This window comes from Halomonas halophila, from assembly GCF_030406665.1.
GTDB classification, from domain to species: Bacteria; Pseudomonadota; Gammaproteobacteria; order Pseudomonadales; family Halomonadaceae; genus Halomonas; species Halomonas halophila.
Genome location: NZ_CP129121.1, coordinates 2,688,924 through 2,706,963, shown reverse-complemented (window position 1 = coordinate 2,706,963; position 18,040 = coordinate 2,688,924). Strand labels below are relative to the sequence as shown.

Genomic DNA, 18,040 nt, shown 5'->3' with positions numbered 1-18,040 from the left:
GACGTCGGACGGCCGCATGACATCATCGACGAACGCTCCCCGCGTGATTCGTGTCCATCCCGGTGACAACGTGGCGGTCGTCGTCCGCCAGGGCGGGCTGGCGGACGGGGATCGCATCGAGGGCGGTATCGTGCTCTGCCAGCCGGTGCCACAGGGCCACAAGGTCGCGCTGGTGGCGCTGTCGGAGGGCGACGCCGTGATCCGCTACGGCGAGGTCATCGGTACCGCCGCCGTAGGGATTCCCCAGGGCGGTCACGTCAACGAGACCAACCTGCACATGCCCACGCCGCCGGCCCTGGAAGACCTGCCGCTCGCGACGCGCCCTGCGCCCGAGACGCCGCCGCTCGAGGGCTATACCTTCGAGGGCTTCCGCAATGCCGACGGCAGCGTCGGCACCAAGAACGTGCTCGGCATCACCACCAGCGTGCAGTGCGTGGCCGGCACCGTCGATCACGTGGTCCAGCGCATCAAGCGCGAGCTGCTGCCGCGCTTCCCCAACGTCGACGACGTGGTGGGGCTCAACCACAGCTACGGCTGCGGCGTGGCGATCAACGCGCCGGCCGCGGTGGTGCCGATCCGCACCCTCAAGAACCTGGCCCGGAACCCGAACTTCGGCAACGAGGTGATGGTCATCGGGCTCGGCTGCGAGAAGCTGCAGCCCTCGACCCTGGTCGATGATCGCCCGGTGAAGCTCTATGAGAACACCGCGGCGGCCGACCCGGAGGCCAACGTCCTCAGCCTGCAGGACGAGTCCTTCGAGGGTTTCGGCGAGATGATCGAGGGCATCATGGCGATGGCCGAACGTCATCTCGAGCGCCTCGATCGTCGCCGCCGCGAGACCTGCCCGGCCTCCGAGCTGGTGGTCGGCATGCAGTGCGGCGGCAGCGATGCCTTCTCCGGGCTGACCGCCAACCCCGCAGTGGGCTTCGCCACCGACCTGATCGTGCGCGCCGGGGGCAGCGTGATGTTCTCCGAGGTCACCGAGGTCCGCGACGCCATCCATCTGCTCACGCCGAGGGCCGTGGATCCCGAGGTCGGTCAGGCGCTGATCGACCAGATGGCCTGGTACGACGACTACCTGTCCCAGGGCCAGGCGGATCGCAGTGCCAACACCTCGCCGGGCAACAAGAAGGGCGGGCTCTCCAACATCGTCGAGAAGGCCCTGGGGTCGGTGATCAAGTCCGGCGACTCGTCGATCGTCGACGTCATCGGTCCTGGCGAACGGGTGCGCAGGCGCGGCCTGACCTTCGCCGCGACCCCGGCCAGCGACTTCATCTGCGGCACCCTGCAGGCCGCCGCGGGCATGAACCTGCAGGTCTTCACCACCGGCCGCGGCACGCCCTACAACCTGCCGATGACGCCCGTCATCAAGGTCGCCAGCAATTCCACCCTGGGGCAGCGCTGGCACGACCTGATCGATCTCGACGCCGGGCGCATCGCCACCGGCGACGCCACTATCGAGGAGATGGGCTGGGAGCTGTTCCACCTGATCCTCGACGTGGCCAGCGGCCGCCGCCGGGTCGCCGCCGACCGGCTGGGCCTTTACAACGACCTGGTGCTGTTCAATCCCGCGCCGGTGACCTGACCGTCTGATGGTTATTTCGACCGTTACAAGAAGAGGCAATGCCATGTTTCCCAAGATCACCAAGATGAACATCGTGCCGGTCGCCGGCGAAGACGGTTTCCTGCTCAACCTGAGCGGCGGCCATGCGCCTTGGTTCATCCGCTGCGTGCTGGTGCTGGAGGACGAGTCCGGCAACCGCGGCGTGGGCGAGATTCCCACCAGCGAGGGCATCCAGAAGGGCCTGGACAAGTGCCGCGGCCTGGTCGAAGGCGCGCGCGTCAACGAGGTCAAGCAGGTGCTCAGCCGCTGCCGTGACCTGCTGGCTCAAGGCGGCCCCGAGGAGCGCGGTCGCCAGACCTTCGACCTGCGCGTGGCCGTACACGTCATCACCGCCATCGAGTCGGCGCTGTTCGATCTCTTCGGCCAGGCGCTGGGCATGCCGGTCGCCGACCTGCTGGGCCAGTACGGTCGCCAGCGCGACGAGGTCGAGGCCCTGGGCTACCTGTTCCTGCTCGGCGACCCGGACAAGACCGACCTGCCGTACCCGCGCGTGACCGACCCGGTCGATGCCTGGGACGAGGCCCGCTATCGCGAGGCCATGACGCCGGATGCCATCGCCAACCTGGCCAAGGCCGCCTACGACCGCTACGGCTTCAGGGACTTCAAGCTCAAGGGCGGCGTGCTGCGCGGCGAGGAAGAAGCCGACTGCATCCGTGCGCTGCACGAGGCCTTCCCCGAGGCGCGCCTGACCCTGGACCCCAACGGGGCCTGGAGGCTGGACGAGGCGGTGCGCGTGCTGGAGCCGATCAAGCACCTGCTCAGCTACGCCGAGGATCCCTGCGGCCAGGAAGGCGGCTTCTCCGGCCGCGAGACCATGGCGGAGTTCAAGAAGCGCACCGGGCTGCCCACCGCCACCAACATGATCGCCACCGACTACAAGCAGCTGCAGCTGGCCGTGCAGCTCAACTCGGTCGACATCCCGCTGGCCGACTGCCACTTCTGGACCATGCAGGGCGCCGTGGCCGTGGGTGAGCTGTGCAACGAGTGGGGCATGACCTGGGGCTCGCACAGCAACAACCACTTCGACATCTCCCTGGCGATGATGACCCACGTGGCCGCTGCCTGCCCGGGCGAGATCACCGCCATCGACACCCACTGGATCTGGCAGGACGGCCAGCGTATCACCAAGGATCCGCTCCAGATCCGCGACGGCAAGCTGAGCGTGCCGAAGGCACCGGGCCTCGGCATCGAGCTGGACGACGACAAGCTCATGGAAGCCCACGAGAAGTACAAGCGCCTCGACGTCACCCAGCGCAACGACGCCATGGCGATGCAGTACCTGATCAAGGGCTGGGAATTCGATCCCAAGCGTCCGGCCCTGGTGCGCTGAGGCGCGAGCGTCGACGAGAGCCGGCGGCAAGCGGCTCGATGGTATGGCATGTAGATTTAGCATGCTAACGTTTTACACTGCTAGACGGCGTGGCGACGGATGTCGCCCCGTCTGACCCGAACGGCGCCGATCCGGCGCCCTACGACAGGAGAAGCCGCATGACCCTGGAAGGCAAGCAACTGATCGGCCAGCAGGCCGTGCTCAGCGACGGCAAGGCGATCCAGGCCGTCGATCCCGCCACCGGCGAGACCCTGTCCCCGGTCTATCCCGGGGGTGGCCAGGCCGAGGTCGAGCGCGCCTGCGAGCTGGCCTGGGCCGCCTTCGATGCCTACCGCGAGACCGGCCTCGAGGCCCGCGCCGCGTTCCTCGAGACCGTGGCCGACGAGATCGAGGCCATCGGCGATGAGCTGATCACTCGCGCCATGGCCGAGTCCGGCCTGCCGCGGGCCCGCCTGGAAGGCGAGCGCGGCCGCACCTGCGGCCAGCTGCGCCTGTTCGCCAAGGTCGTGCGCGCCGGCGAGTGGCTCGACGTGCGCCTCGATCCGGCGCTGCCGGAGCGTCAGCCGATGCCCCGCGTCGACCTGCGCCAGCGCCACATCGCCCTGGGTCCGGTGGCCGTGTTCGGCGCCTCCAACTTCCCGCTGGCGTTCTCCGTGGCCGGCGGCGACACCGCCTCGGCGCTGGCCGCCGGCTGCCCGGTGGTGGTCAAGGCCCACTCCGCCCACCCCGGCACCTCCGAGCTGGTAGGCCGCGCCGTGCAGCGCGCCGTGGCCAAATGCGAGCTGCCCGAGGGCGTGTTCTCGCTGCTCTACGGCTCCGGCCGCGAGGTCGGCCAGGCACTGGTGCGCGACGCGCGCATCAAGGCCGTGGGCTTCACCGGCTCCCGCGGCGGCGGCACCGCGCTGATGCAGGCCGCCCAGGAGCGCCCCGAGCCGATCCCGGTCTACGCCGAGATGAGCTCCATCAACCCGGTGTTCCTGCTGCCGGAAGCGCTCCAGGCGCGTGGCCAGGCGCTGGGCGAGGCCTTCGTCGGCTCGCTGAACATGGGCGCCGGCCAGTTCTGCACCAATCCCGGCCTGGTGATCGCCGTCAAGGGCGAGGCGCTGGATGCCTTCGTGGCGTCCGCCGCCGAGGCGGTGAAGGGCTCCGCGGCCCAGACCATGCTGACCCCGGGCATCCATGACGCCTACGTGCAGGGCGTCGACGGCCTGGTCGCCAGCAGCAAGGCCCGCGAGATCGCCCGCGGCAACGCCGGCGAGGGCCCCAACGCCTGCCAGACCGGGCTGTTCGTGGCCTCCGCCGAGGACTTCATGAGCGACGAAGCGCTGCAGGCCGAGGTCTTCGGCGCCACCTCGCTGGTGGTCGAGTGCGCCGACCTGGACGAGGTCAAGCGCGTGGCCGAATCGCTGGAAGGCCAGCTCACCGCCACCCTGCAGATGGACGACGCCGACCTGGACGCGGCCCGCGCGCTGCTGCCGACCCTCGAGCGTCGCGCCGGCCGGGTGATGGCCAACGGCTGGCCCACCGGCGTCGAGGTGTGCCACGCCATGGTCCACGGCGGCCCGTACCCGGCCACCTCCGACGCGCGCACCACCTCGGTGGGCAGCGCGGCGATCCATCGCTTCCTGCGCCCGGTGTGCTACCAGAACCTGCCCCAGGGCCTGCTGCCCGAGGCGATCCAGGACGGCAACCCGGCCGGCGTCAGCCGCCTGGTCGACGGCCAGCGCGAGGCCTGAGTCGCATCACTCTGATTGGCAAGCAGTAGTTTCTTGGCGGCCCTCGGGCCGCCTTTTTTGTAGGCCGGTGCCGTACCGCTGACTGACATGAGGCCCAGATACAGAGGGTCAGACGAGCCCGAGAGCCTTTAGCGCGAAGACGCCCGTGCTGATGGTGAAGAGGCTGATCAGGGTGCTGACCACGATGATGCTGGCGGCCAGCTCCGCATTGGCGCCGGCGCCACGGGCCATGACGTAGGCCACGGCGGCACTGGGGCTGCCCAGGAACAGGAAGAGGATGCCGAGTTCGGGGCCACGAAAGCCCATCGGCAGGGCCAGCAGGACGCCGAGAGCCGGCATCAGCAGGACCTTCCACAGGCTGGCTTCGAGGGACAGTGCGCTGCTCTGCTTGATGGCGGACACGCTGAGGCCGCCGCCGATGCAGATCAGCGCCAACGGCAGCGACAGTGAGGCCAGGTAGTCGCCCGAGGTCATCAGCCAGGCCGGCAGTTCCACACGCATATAGGTGAGGGGGAGTGCTGCCAGGATGCCGAGGATGAGGGGGTTGGTGGCGACATCCTTGAGAATGGCGAGCGGATGCGAGCTGATGGTGGGGCTGTAGACCGCCAGCACGATCGCGGACAGCACCAGATTGAGCACGATGATGGCGCCGGCCATGAGGCCGCCGAGGGACAGGCCGAGATCGCCGTACATGCTCGCCGCCAGCGCCAGGCCGACGATGCCGCAGTTGCCGCGGAAGGCGCCCTGGACGAAGACGCCACGGTCCTCGTGCCGGCAGCGGGGGAGTGCCCATAGCCATATCAGCCCAAAGGCCAGGGTCGAGATGCCCAGGTAAAAGCCGACCAGTTCGAGGTTGAGCGTGCGGCCCGGCTCCGCGCGCAGGATGCTCAGGAACAATAGCGTCGGCATGGTGGCCTTGAACACCAGGCTCGAGGCGGTATTCACGAAGGCCTGATCGATCCAGCCCAGGCGTTTCAGGAGTGCGCCGATGAACACCATGGCGAAAACGGGGAGGCTGACTTCCAGTGTCCCGTGTAGAACGTCGCCCATCTTGCTGTTTCCTCCCTGTTTGCTTTTGATACGCCGGCCAGAGCTTTGCGGGCGTTATTTATGTGTCTTATTTGTATGATGTATTACATAAGAAGGGGCGGCAAGTGTCTGATCGATTGAGGATCATGTTCGAATCGTCAGAGAAGGATGCTGTTTTGCGTCGTTTCGGAGTCGAAGCTGTCTTTTAGCACTTTGGTATAAATGACCTTGGAAACGCTTGTCAGTCATATGCGCCCCGACTAGCTTGTCATTCATATTATGTATTACTTGGAGTGTTTCCCTCTCGGTTTCGTGAAGAATCGTAATAAAAAGGGCCTCTTTAAACTTGATGAATCAAGCCGGTATCTCGGCGTTGTCATCGGTGAATGTCGTCGGGAGAGGCCGCTTCGCCACACCCTGAGTGGAATCCTCAATGGCCAGATGGCTTCCTGCCCAGTGCCCTCGGCATTGGGTTCGATCACCGGCGCATGGCGCATGTTTCTGACGGCGCATCTTGCTGGAGGGGATCTGTCAGGAAGCAACAGAACAGCCGATGAAGCTGTTGCATGTCGTCCGGCGACGGCAAGACAAAAAACCACAATACGCTATCTCATCCTGCACTCGAGGAGTTTGCCATGCTGACCAACAAGATCATCAAGACCAGCAGAACCCTGAAAGTGTTCGCCCTGGCCGGCATCGCGTCGGCCGTCTCGATGTCGGTACAGGCCGAGCAGTGGCGCGGTTGGAACATCCATCCGCCGTCCTATCCGAACAGCATGGCGCTGGAGAGCTTCGCCGAGGAGGTGGCGGAGAACACCGATGGCAGGATCGAGCCCAAGGTGTACCACAATGGCGTACTGGGCGCTCAGCCCGATGCCATAGAGCAGACCCGCAACGGGGCCCTGAATTTCGCCAACTTCAACATGGGCCCGATGGGGCCGATCGTGCCGGCGACGAACATCCTCTCGCTGCCGTTCATCTTCCAGAGCCCGGATGACATGTATCGGGTGATGGACGGGGACATCGGCGAACGCTTCGCCGAGGCGCTGGAAGAGAAGAACCTGGTGGCTCTCTCCTGGTTCGGCTCGGGGGCGCGCAGCCTCTACAACACCGATCATCCGGTGACAACGCCCGGGGACGTCGAGGGGCTCAAGGTCCGAGTCATGAACAATGACCTCTACGTGCAGATGATCGATGAACTGGGTGGCAACGCCACGCCGATGGCCTACAGCGAGGTCTATCAGTCGCTCAAGACCGGTGTCATCGACGGCGCCGAGAACAACTACCCCTCCTTCGAGTCCAGCGGCCACTACGAGGTGGCGAAGTATTATTCCCTCACCGAGCACCTGATCCTGCCGGAATGCCTGTGCGTGGCGAAGTCGAGCTGGGACGAGCTGTCCGAGCAGGATCAGGGCATCGTGCGTGAAGCGGCGCAGAACGCGGCCGTGGAGCAGCGTCGGCTGTGGGAAGAGCGGGCCGAGACCAGCCGCCAGCGGGTGCTCGATGACGGCGTGGAGATCAACGAGGTGACGGACAAGTCGGCGTTCCAGGCCGAGATGCAGCCGATCTACGACGACTTCGTCGCCTCGCATCCCGACCTCGAGGCGCTGGTCGAGGATGTTCAGGCCGCCCAGGAATGATCCTGTCCTCTCCCACGAGGGCCCCGGCGTCAGGCCGGGGCTCCCCGAAAGGATCCGACAACGTGAGCGCTTACTCTGATCACACGCAGGAAGCCGGGGAGGACGGCGGTGCTCGTTCGGTGATCGATGTGGGGCTGGACGGTATCGCCCACGCCTGCATCGTCGTGTCGGGCGTGCTGCTGGTCTTTCTGATCGCGTCCTTCGGCTGGCTGGTCTTCGGCCGCTACGTGCTCAACGACACGCCGACCTGGGTGGAGCAGTCGTCGCTGCTGATCGTGGTCTACGTGACCTGCCTGGGGGCCGCCGCCGGGGTGCGCAACAAGAGCCACCTCAGCATCGAGTTCATTCGCGACGGGCTGCCGGCCCTGCCTCGTGCGCTGATGTGCCATGTGGCCGATCTCTTCGTGGCTCTGTTCGGGGTCTTCATGGCCTGGCAGGGCGGGATCATGGTGCTGGACAACCTCCAGCGGCCGATCCCGATGATCGGGCTCTCCGAGAGCTGGCGTGCGCTGCCGCTGGTCATCAGCGGTGGGCTGATGATGCTGTTCGCCGCCGTCAACATCGTCCAGCGCCTCGTCGCGCCTACCGGGAGGTGATCCATGGGACTCGCGATTCTCTTCGGCGTCTTCTTTCTGGGGCTGATCGCCGGCGCGCCGGTGGCCTTCGCCGTGGGCCTGGCGTCGGTCGTCACCTTTCTCTATGAAGGCTTCCCTCTGTTCGTCGGCTTCCAGCGCATTCTCTCCGGCATCTCGGTGTTCTCGCTGCTGGCGATTCCCTTCTTCATCTTCGCCGGCGAGCTGATGCTTCATGGCGGCATCTCCAACCGGCTGGTACGGCTGGCCTCGGCGGCGGTGGGGCGCATGCGTGGCGGGCTCGGCATGGTCAACGTCTCGTCGTCGATGCTGTTCGGCGGCATCTCCGGCTCGGCGGTCGCCGATACCTCGGCCTTGGGCTCGATCCTGGTGCCGGTGATGAAGGAGAAGGGCTACGATGCCGACTATGCGGTCAACGTCACCGTGACCTCCTCGGTGGCCGGGGTGGTGATTCCACCCAGCCACAACATGATCCTCTACGCCGTGGCCGCCGGTGGCGGCATCTCGGTGACCCAGCTGTTCATCGCGGGCATCGTCCCCGGCATCCTGATGTGCCTGGCCCTGGCCGTCGCGGCCTACGTGGTGGCCGTCAAGCGGGGCTACGCCGGCGAGGCCTTTCCGGGCTGGCAGGCGCTGGCCGTGAGCTTCGCCGCGGCGCTGCCCGGCCTGCTGACGGCGGTGATCATCGTCGGTGGCGTGCTGTCCGGCATCCTGACGGTGACCGAGTCCGGCGCCTTCGGGGCCATCTACGCCATCGTGATCACGGGGCTGGTCTATCGTGAACTGCGCTGGGCATCGTTCAAGCAGGCTGTCTACCAGTCGGTGCGCACGACCTCGCTGGTGATGATTCTGGTGGGCTGTGCCTCGGCGTTTTCCTACCTGCTGGCGCTGTACAGCGTGCCGGAGATGCTGAGCCACGCGCTGCTGGCGATCTCCGACAATCCCTACGTGATCCTGCTGATGCTCAACCTGCTGCTGCTCGGCCTGGGCATGATCATGGACATGGCGGCGCTGATCCTGATCTGTACGCCGATCTTCCTGCCGGTCGCCACCCAGTTCGGCATGGATCCGATTCAGTTCGGCATCATTCTGATGATCAACCTGGGGCTTGGGCTGTGCACTCCGCCGGTGGGGTCCTGCCTGTTCGTCGGCAGCGTGATCGGCAAGATCCGGATCGAGCAGGCGGTCCGCACCATCTGGCCCTTCTACCTGGCGCTGTTCGCGGTGCTCATGCTGGTCACCTACGTGCCGGCGGTGTCGTTGCTGCTGCCGTCCTTCTTCCAGTAAGGCTTCTCGTACACGAAAGGATTCCTCGATGAAGATCGAACGCGTGCAGACGCATGTTCTCGATTATCGGCTCGATCAGGCCTTCGAGAGCGCCTCGATGCGCTTCGAGCGGCGCCAGCACTGTCTGGTCGAGATCGTCTGCGACGACGGCACCGTGGGCTGGGGAGAATGCCTGGGACCGGCCAGGGCCAACGCCACCATCGTCGGGCTCTATGCCGACGCCCTGGTCGGGGCCGATCCCCTCGAGACCGAGAAGCTCTGGCTCGACCTCTACCACCGTCTGCGCGACCAGGGGCAGCGCGGCCTGACCATGACGGCCCTGAGCGGCATCGACATCGCGCTGTGGGACATCAAGGGCAAACGCTACGGTGCGCCGGTCAGCGAGCTGCTCGGCGGGCGCTTCCGCGAGGAGATTCGCGCCTACGCCACCGGCTCGTTCCGCCGTGACGGCGTGGACCGGGTGCAGGATGTCGCCGAGGAGGTGGCCGGCCATGCCCGGGAGGGTTTCCACGGCGTCAAGATCAAGATCGGCTTCGACGTCGAGGAGGACCTGCGCGTCATCGCCGCCGTGCGCGAGGCCATCGGCCCCGAGCGGCGGCTGATGATCGATGCCAACCACGGCTATGACGTGCTGGAGGCGATCGAGGTCGGCAAGCGCGCCGAGCGCTTCGGCATCGACTGGTTCGAGGAGCCGGTGTTGCCCGAGCAGCTTGAGGCCTATCGTGCCGTGCGCCAGGGCCAGCCGATCCCCGTCGCCAGCGGCGAGAACTGGCACGGCCGCTACGCCATGCTCGAGCCGCTGGCGACCCGGGCGGTGGACATCGTCCAGCCCGACGTCTGCGGCGTCGGTGGCGTCAGCGAGATGCGCCGCGTGGCCGACATGGCGGCGATGTTCGGCGTGCGCCTGGTGCCGCACGTCTGGGGCACGGCGGTCTGCATCGCCGCCAGCCTGCAGAGCATGGCCGCGCTGCCGCCCAATCCGCCGCGGCGTCGCCCCATCGAGCCGATCATGGAGTTCGATCGCACCACCAACCCCTTCCGTCAGGCCGTGGTCGAGGCGCCGCTCGAGCATCGGGACGGCGTCATGCGCATTCCCGACGGGCCGGGGCTGGGCATCGCCATCGACCGTGATGCCTTGCAGCGGTTCGCGCTAGTGGAGGAGGGCGCATGACCGGGTTGCCCGCCGGCACGCGGCGCGCTGCAAGGCTTCGACTCCGCCTGACAGCGGAGCGACGCTGATCCTGTTTTTCCATTCGCTTCCGTGTCCAAGAGGGCCGGTAGCGACTCGAACGCGAAGGAGGTAACAGATGTTGAATCGGATTCTGGTCACCGGCGCCGCCGGCGGCGTAGGCAAGGCCATTCGCCCCCATCTCTCGCGCTTGGCTCATCGGGTGCGCCTGTCGGACGTCGCCGACCTGGGCGAAGCGGCCGAGCACGAGGAACTCGTGCCCTGCGACCTGGCCGACGCTCAGGCGGTCAAGGCGCTGATGGCGGACTGCGATGGCGTGATTCACCTGGGCGGCGTGTCGGTGGAGAAGCCCTGGGAGGGGATCCTGCAGTCGAACATCATCGGGGTCTACAACCTCTATGAGGCGGCGCGCGACCTGGGCAAGCCGCGCATCGTGTTCGCCAGTTCCAACCATACGATCGGCTTCTATCCGCGCACCACGCGCATCGACAGTCGGGTGCCGCACCGTCCCGACTCCCTGTATGGCGTCTCCAAGTGCTTCGGCGAGGACCTGGCCAGCCTCTATCACGACAAGTTCGGCGTCGAGACGCTGAGCGTGCGCATCGGCTCCTGCTTTCCCAAGCCGGCGGACACCCGAATGCTGGCGACCTGGCTGAGCGTGGAGGACTTCGTCGCCCTGCTCGAGCGCGCCTTCGCCGCCCCGAAGCTGGCCTACACGGTGGTCTATGGTGCCTCCGCCAACGCCGAGCGCTGGTGGGACAACAGCCAGGCCGCGTTCCTCGGCTGGACGCCCCGCGACAGCTCCGAACCCTGGCGCGTGGAGGTCGAGGCCGAGGCCGGCGAGATCGAGCCCGACGACCCGGCGGTGGTCTACCAGGGCGGCAAGTTCGTGACCCTCGGCCATCCCGACGACTGAGCGATGCCTCGCTGGCGCCTCGCCCGATCGACGCGGCAGACCGCCGGCACTTGTCCTGGGGCGGGCGCCGCGCATGAGGCGCCAACCAACCAAAGAGGGGGAGCTGTCATGGACAAGACCGTCACCCTGTCGCTGGGCGCCCTGGAAACGCTGAGTCGGGAGCTGTTGACCCGGCACGGATTCGACGAGGCGCATGCCGATGCCATCACGCGCAGCGTCGTCGCGGCGCAGCGTGACGAGTGTCACTCCCATGGGGTCTATCGGCTGATCGACTGCGTCGAGACGCTGCGTCGAGGAGGCGTCAGTCCCGATGCGACGCCCTACGTCCTGGATGTCTCGCCCGGCATCGTGCGCGTCGATGCCGGCCAGGGCTGTTCGCTGCTGGCCTTCGAACGCGCCCGCCCGGCGCTCATCGACAAGGCCCGCGAGCACGGCGTGGCGCTTCTGGCGCTCAACAACGCCTTCCATTTCTCGGCGCTATGGCCCGAGGTGGAGTCGCTGGCGGACGCCGGGTTGGTGGCGCTGGCGATGACGCCCAGCCATGCCTTCGTCGCGCCGGCGGGCGGGCAGAGGCCGTTGCTCGGCACCAACCCCATCGCTTTTTCATGGCCGCGTCCCGATGGGATGCCCTTTACCTTCGATTTCGCCACCAGCGTGGTGGCCCGCGGCGAAATCGAGCTGCACCGTCGGGCCGGCGATACGATTCCCGAGGGCTGGGCGCTGGATGCGCAAGGGCGCGCCACCCTCGATCCTGACGCAGCGCTGAATGGCGCCATGCTGACGTTCGGAGGATACAAGGGATCGGCGTTGTCGATCATGATAGAGCTGCTCGCAGGCCCGTTGATTGGCGATCTGTTGGGTCATGAGACGTCGCCGGCCAACGAGGAGAGGGCCGGACGGCCCTGGCATGGGGAGTTGATCGTGGTGATCGATCCGCACAGGCTGCTTGGCGATGAGGCGGCGCGTCATCTCCAGCATGCCGAGGCGCTCTTCGCAGGCGTGCTGGAGCAGGGCGCTCGGCTTCCGTCACGGCGTCGTCATGAGGCCCGTCGACGCAGCCGGGAGCAAGGCGTGACGATCCCCCGAGGCCTTTATCAGGAGCTGGTCCGGCTGCGGGATGGCGCTCGAGGCTGAGGCGGCGAGGCGGAAGGTCTATTGGTATGATGTATGATGAATGCCGGTGGCGCCTGCGTCTGTCGTCGGTATCATGTCGGTCATGCGGTGAAACAGTCGGTAAAGGATTCGGAAATGGCGAGATCGTGGGAGGTTCAGCGAGTCAAACGTACGGGCAGCCTGTCCCAGGCTGTCGTGGAGCAGCTCGAGCGTCGCATCACCTCCGGTGAGGTCGCGGTGGGTAGCAAGCTGCCCACCGAGAGCGAGCTGTGCGACGCCTTCGGCGTCAGTCGCACCGTGATTCGGGAGGCGATCACCCATCTCAAGTCGCTGGGGCTGGTCGAGACCCGTCGTGGGGTCGGCACTACGGTGCTGCGCAACGAGGCGGCCGAGGCGCGTCCGGCGGTGCATGTCAGCCCGCGGACCGTGGAGGACATCCTGCAGGTGCTGGAGCTGAGGCTGACCCTGGAGCCGCGGGCCGCCGAGCTGGCTGCCGAGCGGCACGACGAGGAGGATCGTCGGCGGCTGGAGGCGCGTCACGCCGAGTTCATCGCCGCCCAGGCGGCGAACTCCCAGGCTCGGCGCGAGGACTTCGCCTTCCACCACGCGATCATCAAGGCGACCCACAACGACTGCTTCGACCGTCTCTACGAGCCGCTGAGCGACAGTGTCATTCCGCGGGCCAAGCTGCTCAGCGGCGATATCGACCCGCGCGGCACGGCGCGCTATCTGGAGCGGGTGAACGAGGAGCACGTGCGGATTCTGGAGGCCATCCTCGACCGGGACGGCCCGGCGGCGCGCGAGGCGATGCAGCAGCATCTCGAGCGTTCCCGGGCGATGTACGCCCGCTATCGCGAGAGTTGAGGAGCGCCCGAGGCGGCGTTCGGTGGGACGGGGAAGGCGTGCCGCGTCAGCGGGTCAGCCACAGGCCGACCACCACGGCGGCGATCACGGTGGCGAAGAACAGGCGGTTGCGCAGGCGGGTATCGCGGGACGGCTTGTGGGGATTCACGCGGGGCTCCGTTGGGCAGGGTGGCCAAAAGACGACTTGGCGGCCCATGGTATTCTCGTTAGCCTGCCATGGCCACTCGCGCCTCGACACGGATGATGCCATGCGCCGACACGCCCCCGATGCCCCCCAGCCGCTGGTCTTCGCCCATGCCAACGGCTTCCCGGGCCAGAGCTACCGCAGCCTGCTGGCGCCGCTGGCCGAGCGCTTCGACATCCATCCCCTGGACCGGCTCGGCCACCACCCCGACTTCCCCGTTGGCCACAACTGGCTGGCCCTGCGCGACGAACTGCTCGAGCACCTGGCCGAATTCGATGCCCCGGTGATCGGCGTCGGCCATTCCATGGGCGGCGTGCTGATGGCCATGGCTGCGGAGCAGGCGCCGGAGCGCTTCCGCTGCGTGGTGATGCTCGACCCGCCGCTGATGCTGGGGTTCGATGCCCTGGCGATGAAGGCGGTCAAGCGTCTGGGGCTGACCGACCGTTTCACGCCCGCGGGCCGCACCGTCGGCCGACGCGACAGCTGGTCGAGCCCCCAGGCGATGCGCGACTACCTGCGGCGCCGTCGGCTGTTCCGGCGCTTCACCGACCAGGCCCTCGACGACTACGTGGAGGGCGGTACCCGCACCCTGGATGACGGCCGTGTGGTGCTGCTGTTCGACCCCGACATCGAGGTGGCGGTGTTCCGCCATCTGCCCGACCACCTGGACGAGCTGCCGGACACGCTGCAGGTCCCGGTGGGCGTGCTGGCCGGCGGCGAGTCAGACCTGCTGACGCCGCACCGCTGCCGACGGCTGAAGCGGCGCGGCGTGCGTCTGGCCGAGGTGCCGGGTGGCCACATGTTCCCCATGGAGCATCCCGACGCCACCCGGCGTGCCTTGACGACGATGGTCGACGAGATGCTGGAGGCCTCGCCATGACGGCGCCGGAAGCGCTGCGGCTGGCCGACGGCCGCCTCGCCGCCCTGGCCTGGGGAGACGCGTCGGCGCCGACCTGGCTGGCGCTGCACGGCTGGCTCGACAACGCCGCCAGCTTCTCGCGGCTTGGCCCGCTGCTGGTCGAGCGCCTGGGCATTCGCCTGGTGGCGCTGGACTTCGCCGGCCACGGCTATTCGTCGCCGCAGCCGGGCGCGGCCGACGTGGCGCTTTGGGACTACTGCCACGATGTGCTCGATGTCATGGAGGCCCTGAACCTCGAGCGGACCACGCTGCTCGGCCACTCCATGGGCGCTGGCGTGGCCTGCCTGCTGGCCGCCGCCATGCCGGAGCGCGTGGCGGCGCTGCGCCTGATTGACGGGCTTGGGGTGCTGACCACCGAAGCCTCGGATGCACCGGGGCAACTGCGCAAGGGGCTGCGGGCCCATCGGCGGCCGATGTCGCGGGCGCCACGCTATCCTGATGAAGAGAGTGCCGTGGCGGCCCGGGTGGCCGGCGGCGTCACCCCGATCGACGCCGAGACCGCCCGCCCGCTGGTGAGGCGCAACCTGGCCGAGGAGGGCGATGGCCATCTGCGCCTGCGCACCGACCCGCGCCTGCTGCGGGCGTCGCCGGTGCGCTTCACGCCCGAGCAGGCCATGGCCATGCTGGCGGCGATCCGCTGCCCGGTGCTTTGCGTGGAGGGGGAGACGGGGATCCTCGGCGAGCGGGAACGGGCGCAGCGGGCCCGCGCCGCGGTGGTCGACCTGCAGCGGCGCGTGCTGCCGGGCGGGCATCACCTGCACCTGGAGCCGGGCCGGGTGGCGGCGGTGGCCGAGGCGATCGTGGCCGGCCAGGCGTGACGGGAGGCGAGCGATGAAGGCGAGGCAGGAGACCGGACAGGGGCGGCGCGTCTCGCTGACGCTGGGCAGTGGCGGCGCCCGGGGCTATGCCCATATCGGCGTGATCGAGGAGCTGGAGGCGCGCGGCTACGAGGTGGTGGCGCTGTCGGGGTGCTCCATGGGCGCGCTGGTGGCCGGCGTCTACGCGGCCGGGCAGCTCGACCGCTACAAGGAGTGGGTGTGCCGGCTCGACTACTTCGACGTGCTGCGGCTGGTGGACGTCACCTGGAGCCCGATGGGGGCCATGAAGGCCAGCAAGGTGATGAACAAGCTCGACGAGCTGATCGGCGATATCCGCCTGGAGGACCTGTCGATCCCGGTGACCACGGTGGCCACCGACCTGATCCGTCAGCGCGAGGTATGGTTCCAGCACGGCCCGCTGCTCGAGGCGATCCGCGCCTCCATCGCCGTGCCCGGGGTGATCACCCCGGTCCATCGCGGTGACCAGGTGCTGGTCGACGGCGGGCTGCTCAATCCGCTGCCGATCATGCCGACCGTGTCCACCCGCGCCGACCTGGTGATGGCGGTCAACGTCACCGCCCAGAGCTCCCAGCCGGTCACCCTGGAGGCGCTGCTGCCGCCCGACGAGGCGGCCGAGGAGCAGGCCCGCGAGGTGGCGCGGGACAAGGGCGCGGTCGACTTCGGCGGCTGGATGGAAGGCGTGCGCGGGGCCACCCGGCGGCTGTTCGGCAACGGCAGCGAGGGCGAGCCCGCCGAGGCCGTGGAGTCAGAGCCGGGGCGCCGCGCCTGGGGGCGGCTGGACATGATCCTGGCCTCCTTCGACATCGCCCAGGCGGCGCTGGCCAAGTACAAGGTGGCGGGCTATCCGCCGGACGTGCTGATCGAGGTGCCGAAGACGGTCTGCGGCGCCTACGAATTCCATCGCGCCGAGGCGCTGATCGCGCTTGGGCGGCATCTGGCCCGTGAGGCGCTCGACCGCCGCGAGCAGGGGCTCGGGCGGGTGTCCGGACCGGAGGTGGTGGAAGCGCGGCCGGTCTCCGCCGAGGGTTCCGGCGAGGAGGCGTAGCGCCTCAGCGTCCGTCGCGCTGACGGCGCAGCATCACGTAGACGGCGCCGGTGCCGCCGTCGGCCTCGGTGGCCGAGCAGAAGGCCAGCACGCTGGGCCATTCGCGCAGCCAGGCGTTGACGTGGCTCTTGATCACCGGGTAATCGGCCTGGCCGGTCCAGGCCTTGCCATGTACCACCAGCACGCAGCGGGCGCGGTTGGCGGCGGCATCGGCGAGGAAGGTTTCCAGCTCGGCGCGGGCCTCTTCCAGGGTGTAGCCGTGAAGGTCGAGTCCCGCCTCCCAGGCGATCTGGCCGCGCTTGAGCTGCTGGCGGTCGCGATAGGGCATGTCCGGCAGGAAGAAATCCAGATACTCCGAGGGGCGCACCGCCTCCACCCGGCCGTCGGAGGTGCGACCGCTGGCGGCGTCCTCGCCGGCCGAGGTAGCGGCCTCGCGCCGCGCCCGGGCGGCCTCGTCGGCGCGTCGCGGGCGACCCGGGTCGGCACGGTTGCTGCTCAGCGGACGCACGCCGGCGTCGCTCAGGGCCTGGCGGAAGGCGCTGATCTCGTCGTCGTCGGGGCGGTGGCGGCGTCGGCTCATGGGGCTCTCTCGGAGGTCGGCTGGCGATGGCGGTGGAAGAGGTGACGGAGACACGGTCCGAGGCGATGCCCTGCCGGGCAGGCGCCTCTCGAGCCATCCGAGTATACCGGCCCTGACGTGGCTGTGAACCGCCGCCGCGGGTACAATCAGGGCCTTGCCGATTTCCCCACCGTCAACCACAGGATGTCTCGTGGCCGAACCTTCCGCTTCCTCGTCCGCTTCGACCCTGACGCTCACCGATGAGGCCCTCGTCGAGGGGCTGATCACACTCAGGGACTGCCTGCGCTGGACCGCCAGCGAGTTTCACCTGGCCGGCCTGCACTACGGGCACGGCACCGACTCCGCCTGGGACGAGGCCGTGGCGCTGACGCTCGGCGCCCTGCACCTGCCGTGGAACGTCGACCCCGGCGTGCAGGAGGCGCGGCTGCTGCCCATGGAGCGTGCGCGCATCGTGGCCCTGGTGCGCGAGCGCATCACCAGCCGTCGCCCGCTGCCTTACCTGCTCGGCGAGGCCTTCTTCGCCGGCCTGCCGTTCAGCGTCGACGAGCGGGTGCTGATCCCGCGCTCGCCCATCGCCGAGCTGATCGAGCACGGCTTCGGCGCCTGGTTCCCGATGGAGCCACCGGCCCGGGTGCTCGACCTGTGCACCGGCTCGGGCTGCATCGGCCTGGCCACCGCCCTGTACCTGCCGACCTGCGAGGTCGACCTGGCCGACATCAGCTCCGAGGCGCTGACCGTGGCGCGGCAGAACATCGCCCGCCATGACGTCGCCGACCGGGTGCGCGCCGTCGAGTCGGATCTGTTCGCCGGTCTCGAGGGCGAGCGCTACGACCTGATCGTCTCCAACCCGCCCTACGTGGACGAGCGCGACCTGGCCACCATGCCCGCCGAGTTCGGTCACGAGCCGGGCCTGGCGCTGGGCGCCGGCGACGACGGCCTGGATATCGTGCGGCGCATCCTGCGCGAGGCCCGCGACCACCTGACCGACGACGGCGTGCTGATCGTCGAGGTCGGCAACTCCGATCGCCACCTGGAGGCCGCCTTCCCCGAGGTGCCCTTCCTGTGGCTGGAATTCGAGCGCGGCGGCCAGGGCGTGTTCGCCCTCACCGCCGCGGAACTCGACGCCCATGCGGCGTCCTTCAGCTGAGCAGT

At 68.2% G+C, this 18,040-nt stretch carries 16 protein-coding genes; 14 read left to right on the top strand and 2 right to left on the bottom strand.

Annotation, left to right across the window (positions count from 1 at the left end; all coding sequences use genetic code 11):
• Positions 1-16: 16 nt before the first annotated feature.
• The 3 genes from garD (at position 17) to QWG60_RS12715 (ending at position 4,690) form a co-directional block, all read left to right on the top strand.
• A complete protein-coding gene (gene garD / locus QWG60_RS12725; RefSeq protein WP_046080340.1) occupies positions 17-1,585 on the top strand; it encodes a galactarate dehydratase in 1,569 nt (522 codons plus the stop codon).
• Positions 1,586-1,628: 43 nt separating this feature from the next.
• Complete coding sequence (locus QWG60_RS12720; protein WP_146908451.1) at positions 1,629-2,954, top strand: enolase C-terminal domain-like protein; 1,326 nt, start codon at positions 1,629-1,631, stop codon at positions 2,952-2,954.
• A 158-nt stretch (positions 2,955-3,112) separates the two neighbouring features.
• The gene (locus QWG60_RS12715) at positions 3,113-4,690 is read left to right on the top strand and encodes an aldehyde dehydrogenase (NADP(+)) (RefSeq protein WP_107181570.1); all 1,578 of its coding nucleotides are present in this window, start codon (positions 3,113-3,115) and stop codon (positions 4,688-4,690) included.
• A gap of 108 nt (positions 4,691-4,798) precedes the next feature.
• Here the strand turns inward: QWG60_RS12715 and QWG60_RS12710 are convergent, their stop codons facing one another.
• Positions 4,799-5,740, bottom strand: coding sequence for an AEC family transporter (locus QWG60_RS12710; RefSeq protein ID WP_106489191.1), 942 nt, complete (start codon positions 5,738-5,740; stop codon positions 4,799-4,801).
• 614 nt (positions 5,741-6,354) lie between these two features.
• On the opposite strand from QWG60_RS12710, the gene QWG60_RS12705 reads away from it, so the two are divergent.
• The 10 genes from QWG60_RS12705 to QWG60_RS12660 all read left to right on the top strand — a co-directional run bounded on the left by QWG60_RS12705 (position 6,355) and on the right by QWG60_RS12660 (position 16,308).
• Positions 6,355-7,359 carry a TRAP transporter substrate-binding protein gene (locus QWG60_RS12705; protein WP_046078941.1) on the top strand — a complete coding sequence of 335 codons (1,005 nt, stop codon included), beginning with the start codon at positions 6,355-6,357 and terminating at the stop codon, positions 7,357-7,359.
• 62 nt (positions 7,360-7,421) lie between these two features.
• Complete coding sequence (locus QWG60_RS12700) at positions 7,422-7,955, top strand: TRAP transporter small permease (protein WP_046078942.1); 534 nt, start codon at positions 7,422-7,424, stop codon at positions 7,953-7,955.
• A 3-nt stretch (positions 7,956-7,958) separates the two neighbouring features.
• Positions 7,959-9,239, top strand: coding sequence for a TRAP transporter large permease (locus QWG60_RS12695; RefSeq protein WP_046078943.1), 1,281 nt, complete (start codon positions 7,959-7,961; stop codon positions 9,237-9,239).
• Positions 9,240-9,267: 28 nt separating this feature from the next.
• Positions 9,268-10,410 carry a mandelate racemase/muconate lactonizing enzyme family protein gene (locus tag QWG60_RS12690; protein ID WP_146910141.1) on the top strand — a complete coding sequence of 381 codons (1,143 nt, stop codon included), beginning with the start codon at positions 9,268-9,270 and terminating at the stop codon, positions 10,408-10,410.
• Between the two features lie 136 nt (positions 10,411-10,546).
• On the top strand, positions 10,547-11,344 hold the full coding sequence (locus tag QWG60_RS12685; RefSeq protein ID WP_046078945.1) for an NAD-dependent epimerase/dehydratase family protein: 798 nt from the start codon (positions 10,547-10,549) through the stop codon (positions 11,342-11,344).
• A gap of 108 nt (positions 11,345-11,452) precedes the next feature.
• Positions 11,453-12,478, top strand: coding sequence for an Ldh family oxidoreductase (locus tag QWG60_RS12680; RefSeq protein WP_046078946.1), 1,026 nt, complete (start codon positions 11,453-11,455; stop codon positions 12,476-12,478).
• Positions 12,479-12,592: 114 nt separating this feature from the next.
• Positions 12,593-13,321 (top strand): FadR/GntR family transcriptional regulator, encoded by a 729-nt coding sequence (locus QWG60_RS12675; RefSeq protein WP_046078947.1) that lies wholly within the window; start codon positions 12,593-12,595, stop codon positions 13,319-13,321.
• Positions 13,322-13,569: 248 nt separating this feature from the next.
• Positions 13,570-14,385, top strand: a complete 816-nt coding sequence (locus QWG60_RS12670) for an alpha/beta fold hydrolase (protein ID WP_107181576.1) — start codon at positions 13,570-13,572, stop codon at positions 14,383-14,385.
• Positions 14,382-15,242, top strand: a complete 861-nt coding sequence (locus QWG60_RS12665) for an alpha/beta fold hydrolase (protein WP_107181577.1) — start codon at positions 14,382-14,384, stop codon at positions 15,240-15,242. Before QWG60_RS12670 ends, QWG60_RS12665 begins: the two co-directional genes overlap by 4 nt.
• A 13-nt stretch (positions 15,243-15,255) precedes the next feature.
• Positions 15,256-16,308: a patatin-like phospholipase family protein gene (locus QWG60_RS12660; RefSeq protein ID WP_146910139.1), complete on the top strand. Its 1,053-nt coding sequence runs from the start codon at positions 15,256-15,258 to the stop codon at positions 16,306-16,308.
• A gap of 4 nt (positions 16,309-16,312) precedes the next feature.
• On the opposite strand, the gene QWG60_RS12655 is transcribed toward QWG60_RS12660, so the two are convergent.
• Positions 16,313-16,888: a Smr/MutS family protein gene (locus QWG60_RS12655; RefSeq protein WP_107181578.1), complete on the bottom strand. Its 576-nt coding sequence runs from the start codon at positions 16,886-16,888 to the stop codon at positions 16,313-16,315.
• 190 nt (positions 16,889-17,078) lie between these two features.
• Here QWG60_RS12655 and prmB point away from each other — a divergent pair, with 190 nt between their 5' ends.
• Positions 17,079-18,035, top strand: a complete 957-nt coding sequence (prmB, locus tag QWG60_RS12650; RefSeq protein ID WP_046078952.1) for a 50S ribosomal protein L3 N(5)-glutamine methyltransferase — start codon at positions 17,079-17,081, stop codon at positions 18,033-18,035.
• Positions 18,036-18,040: the final 5 nt, after the last annotated feature.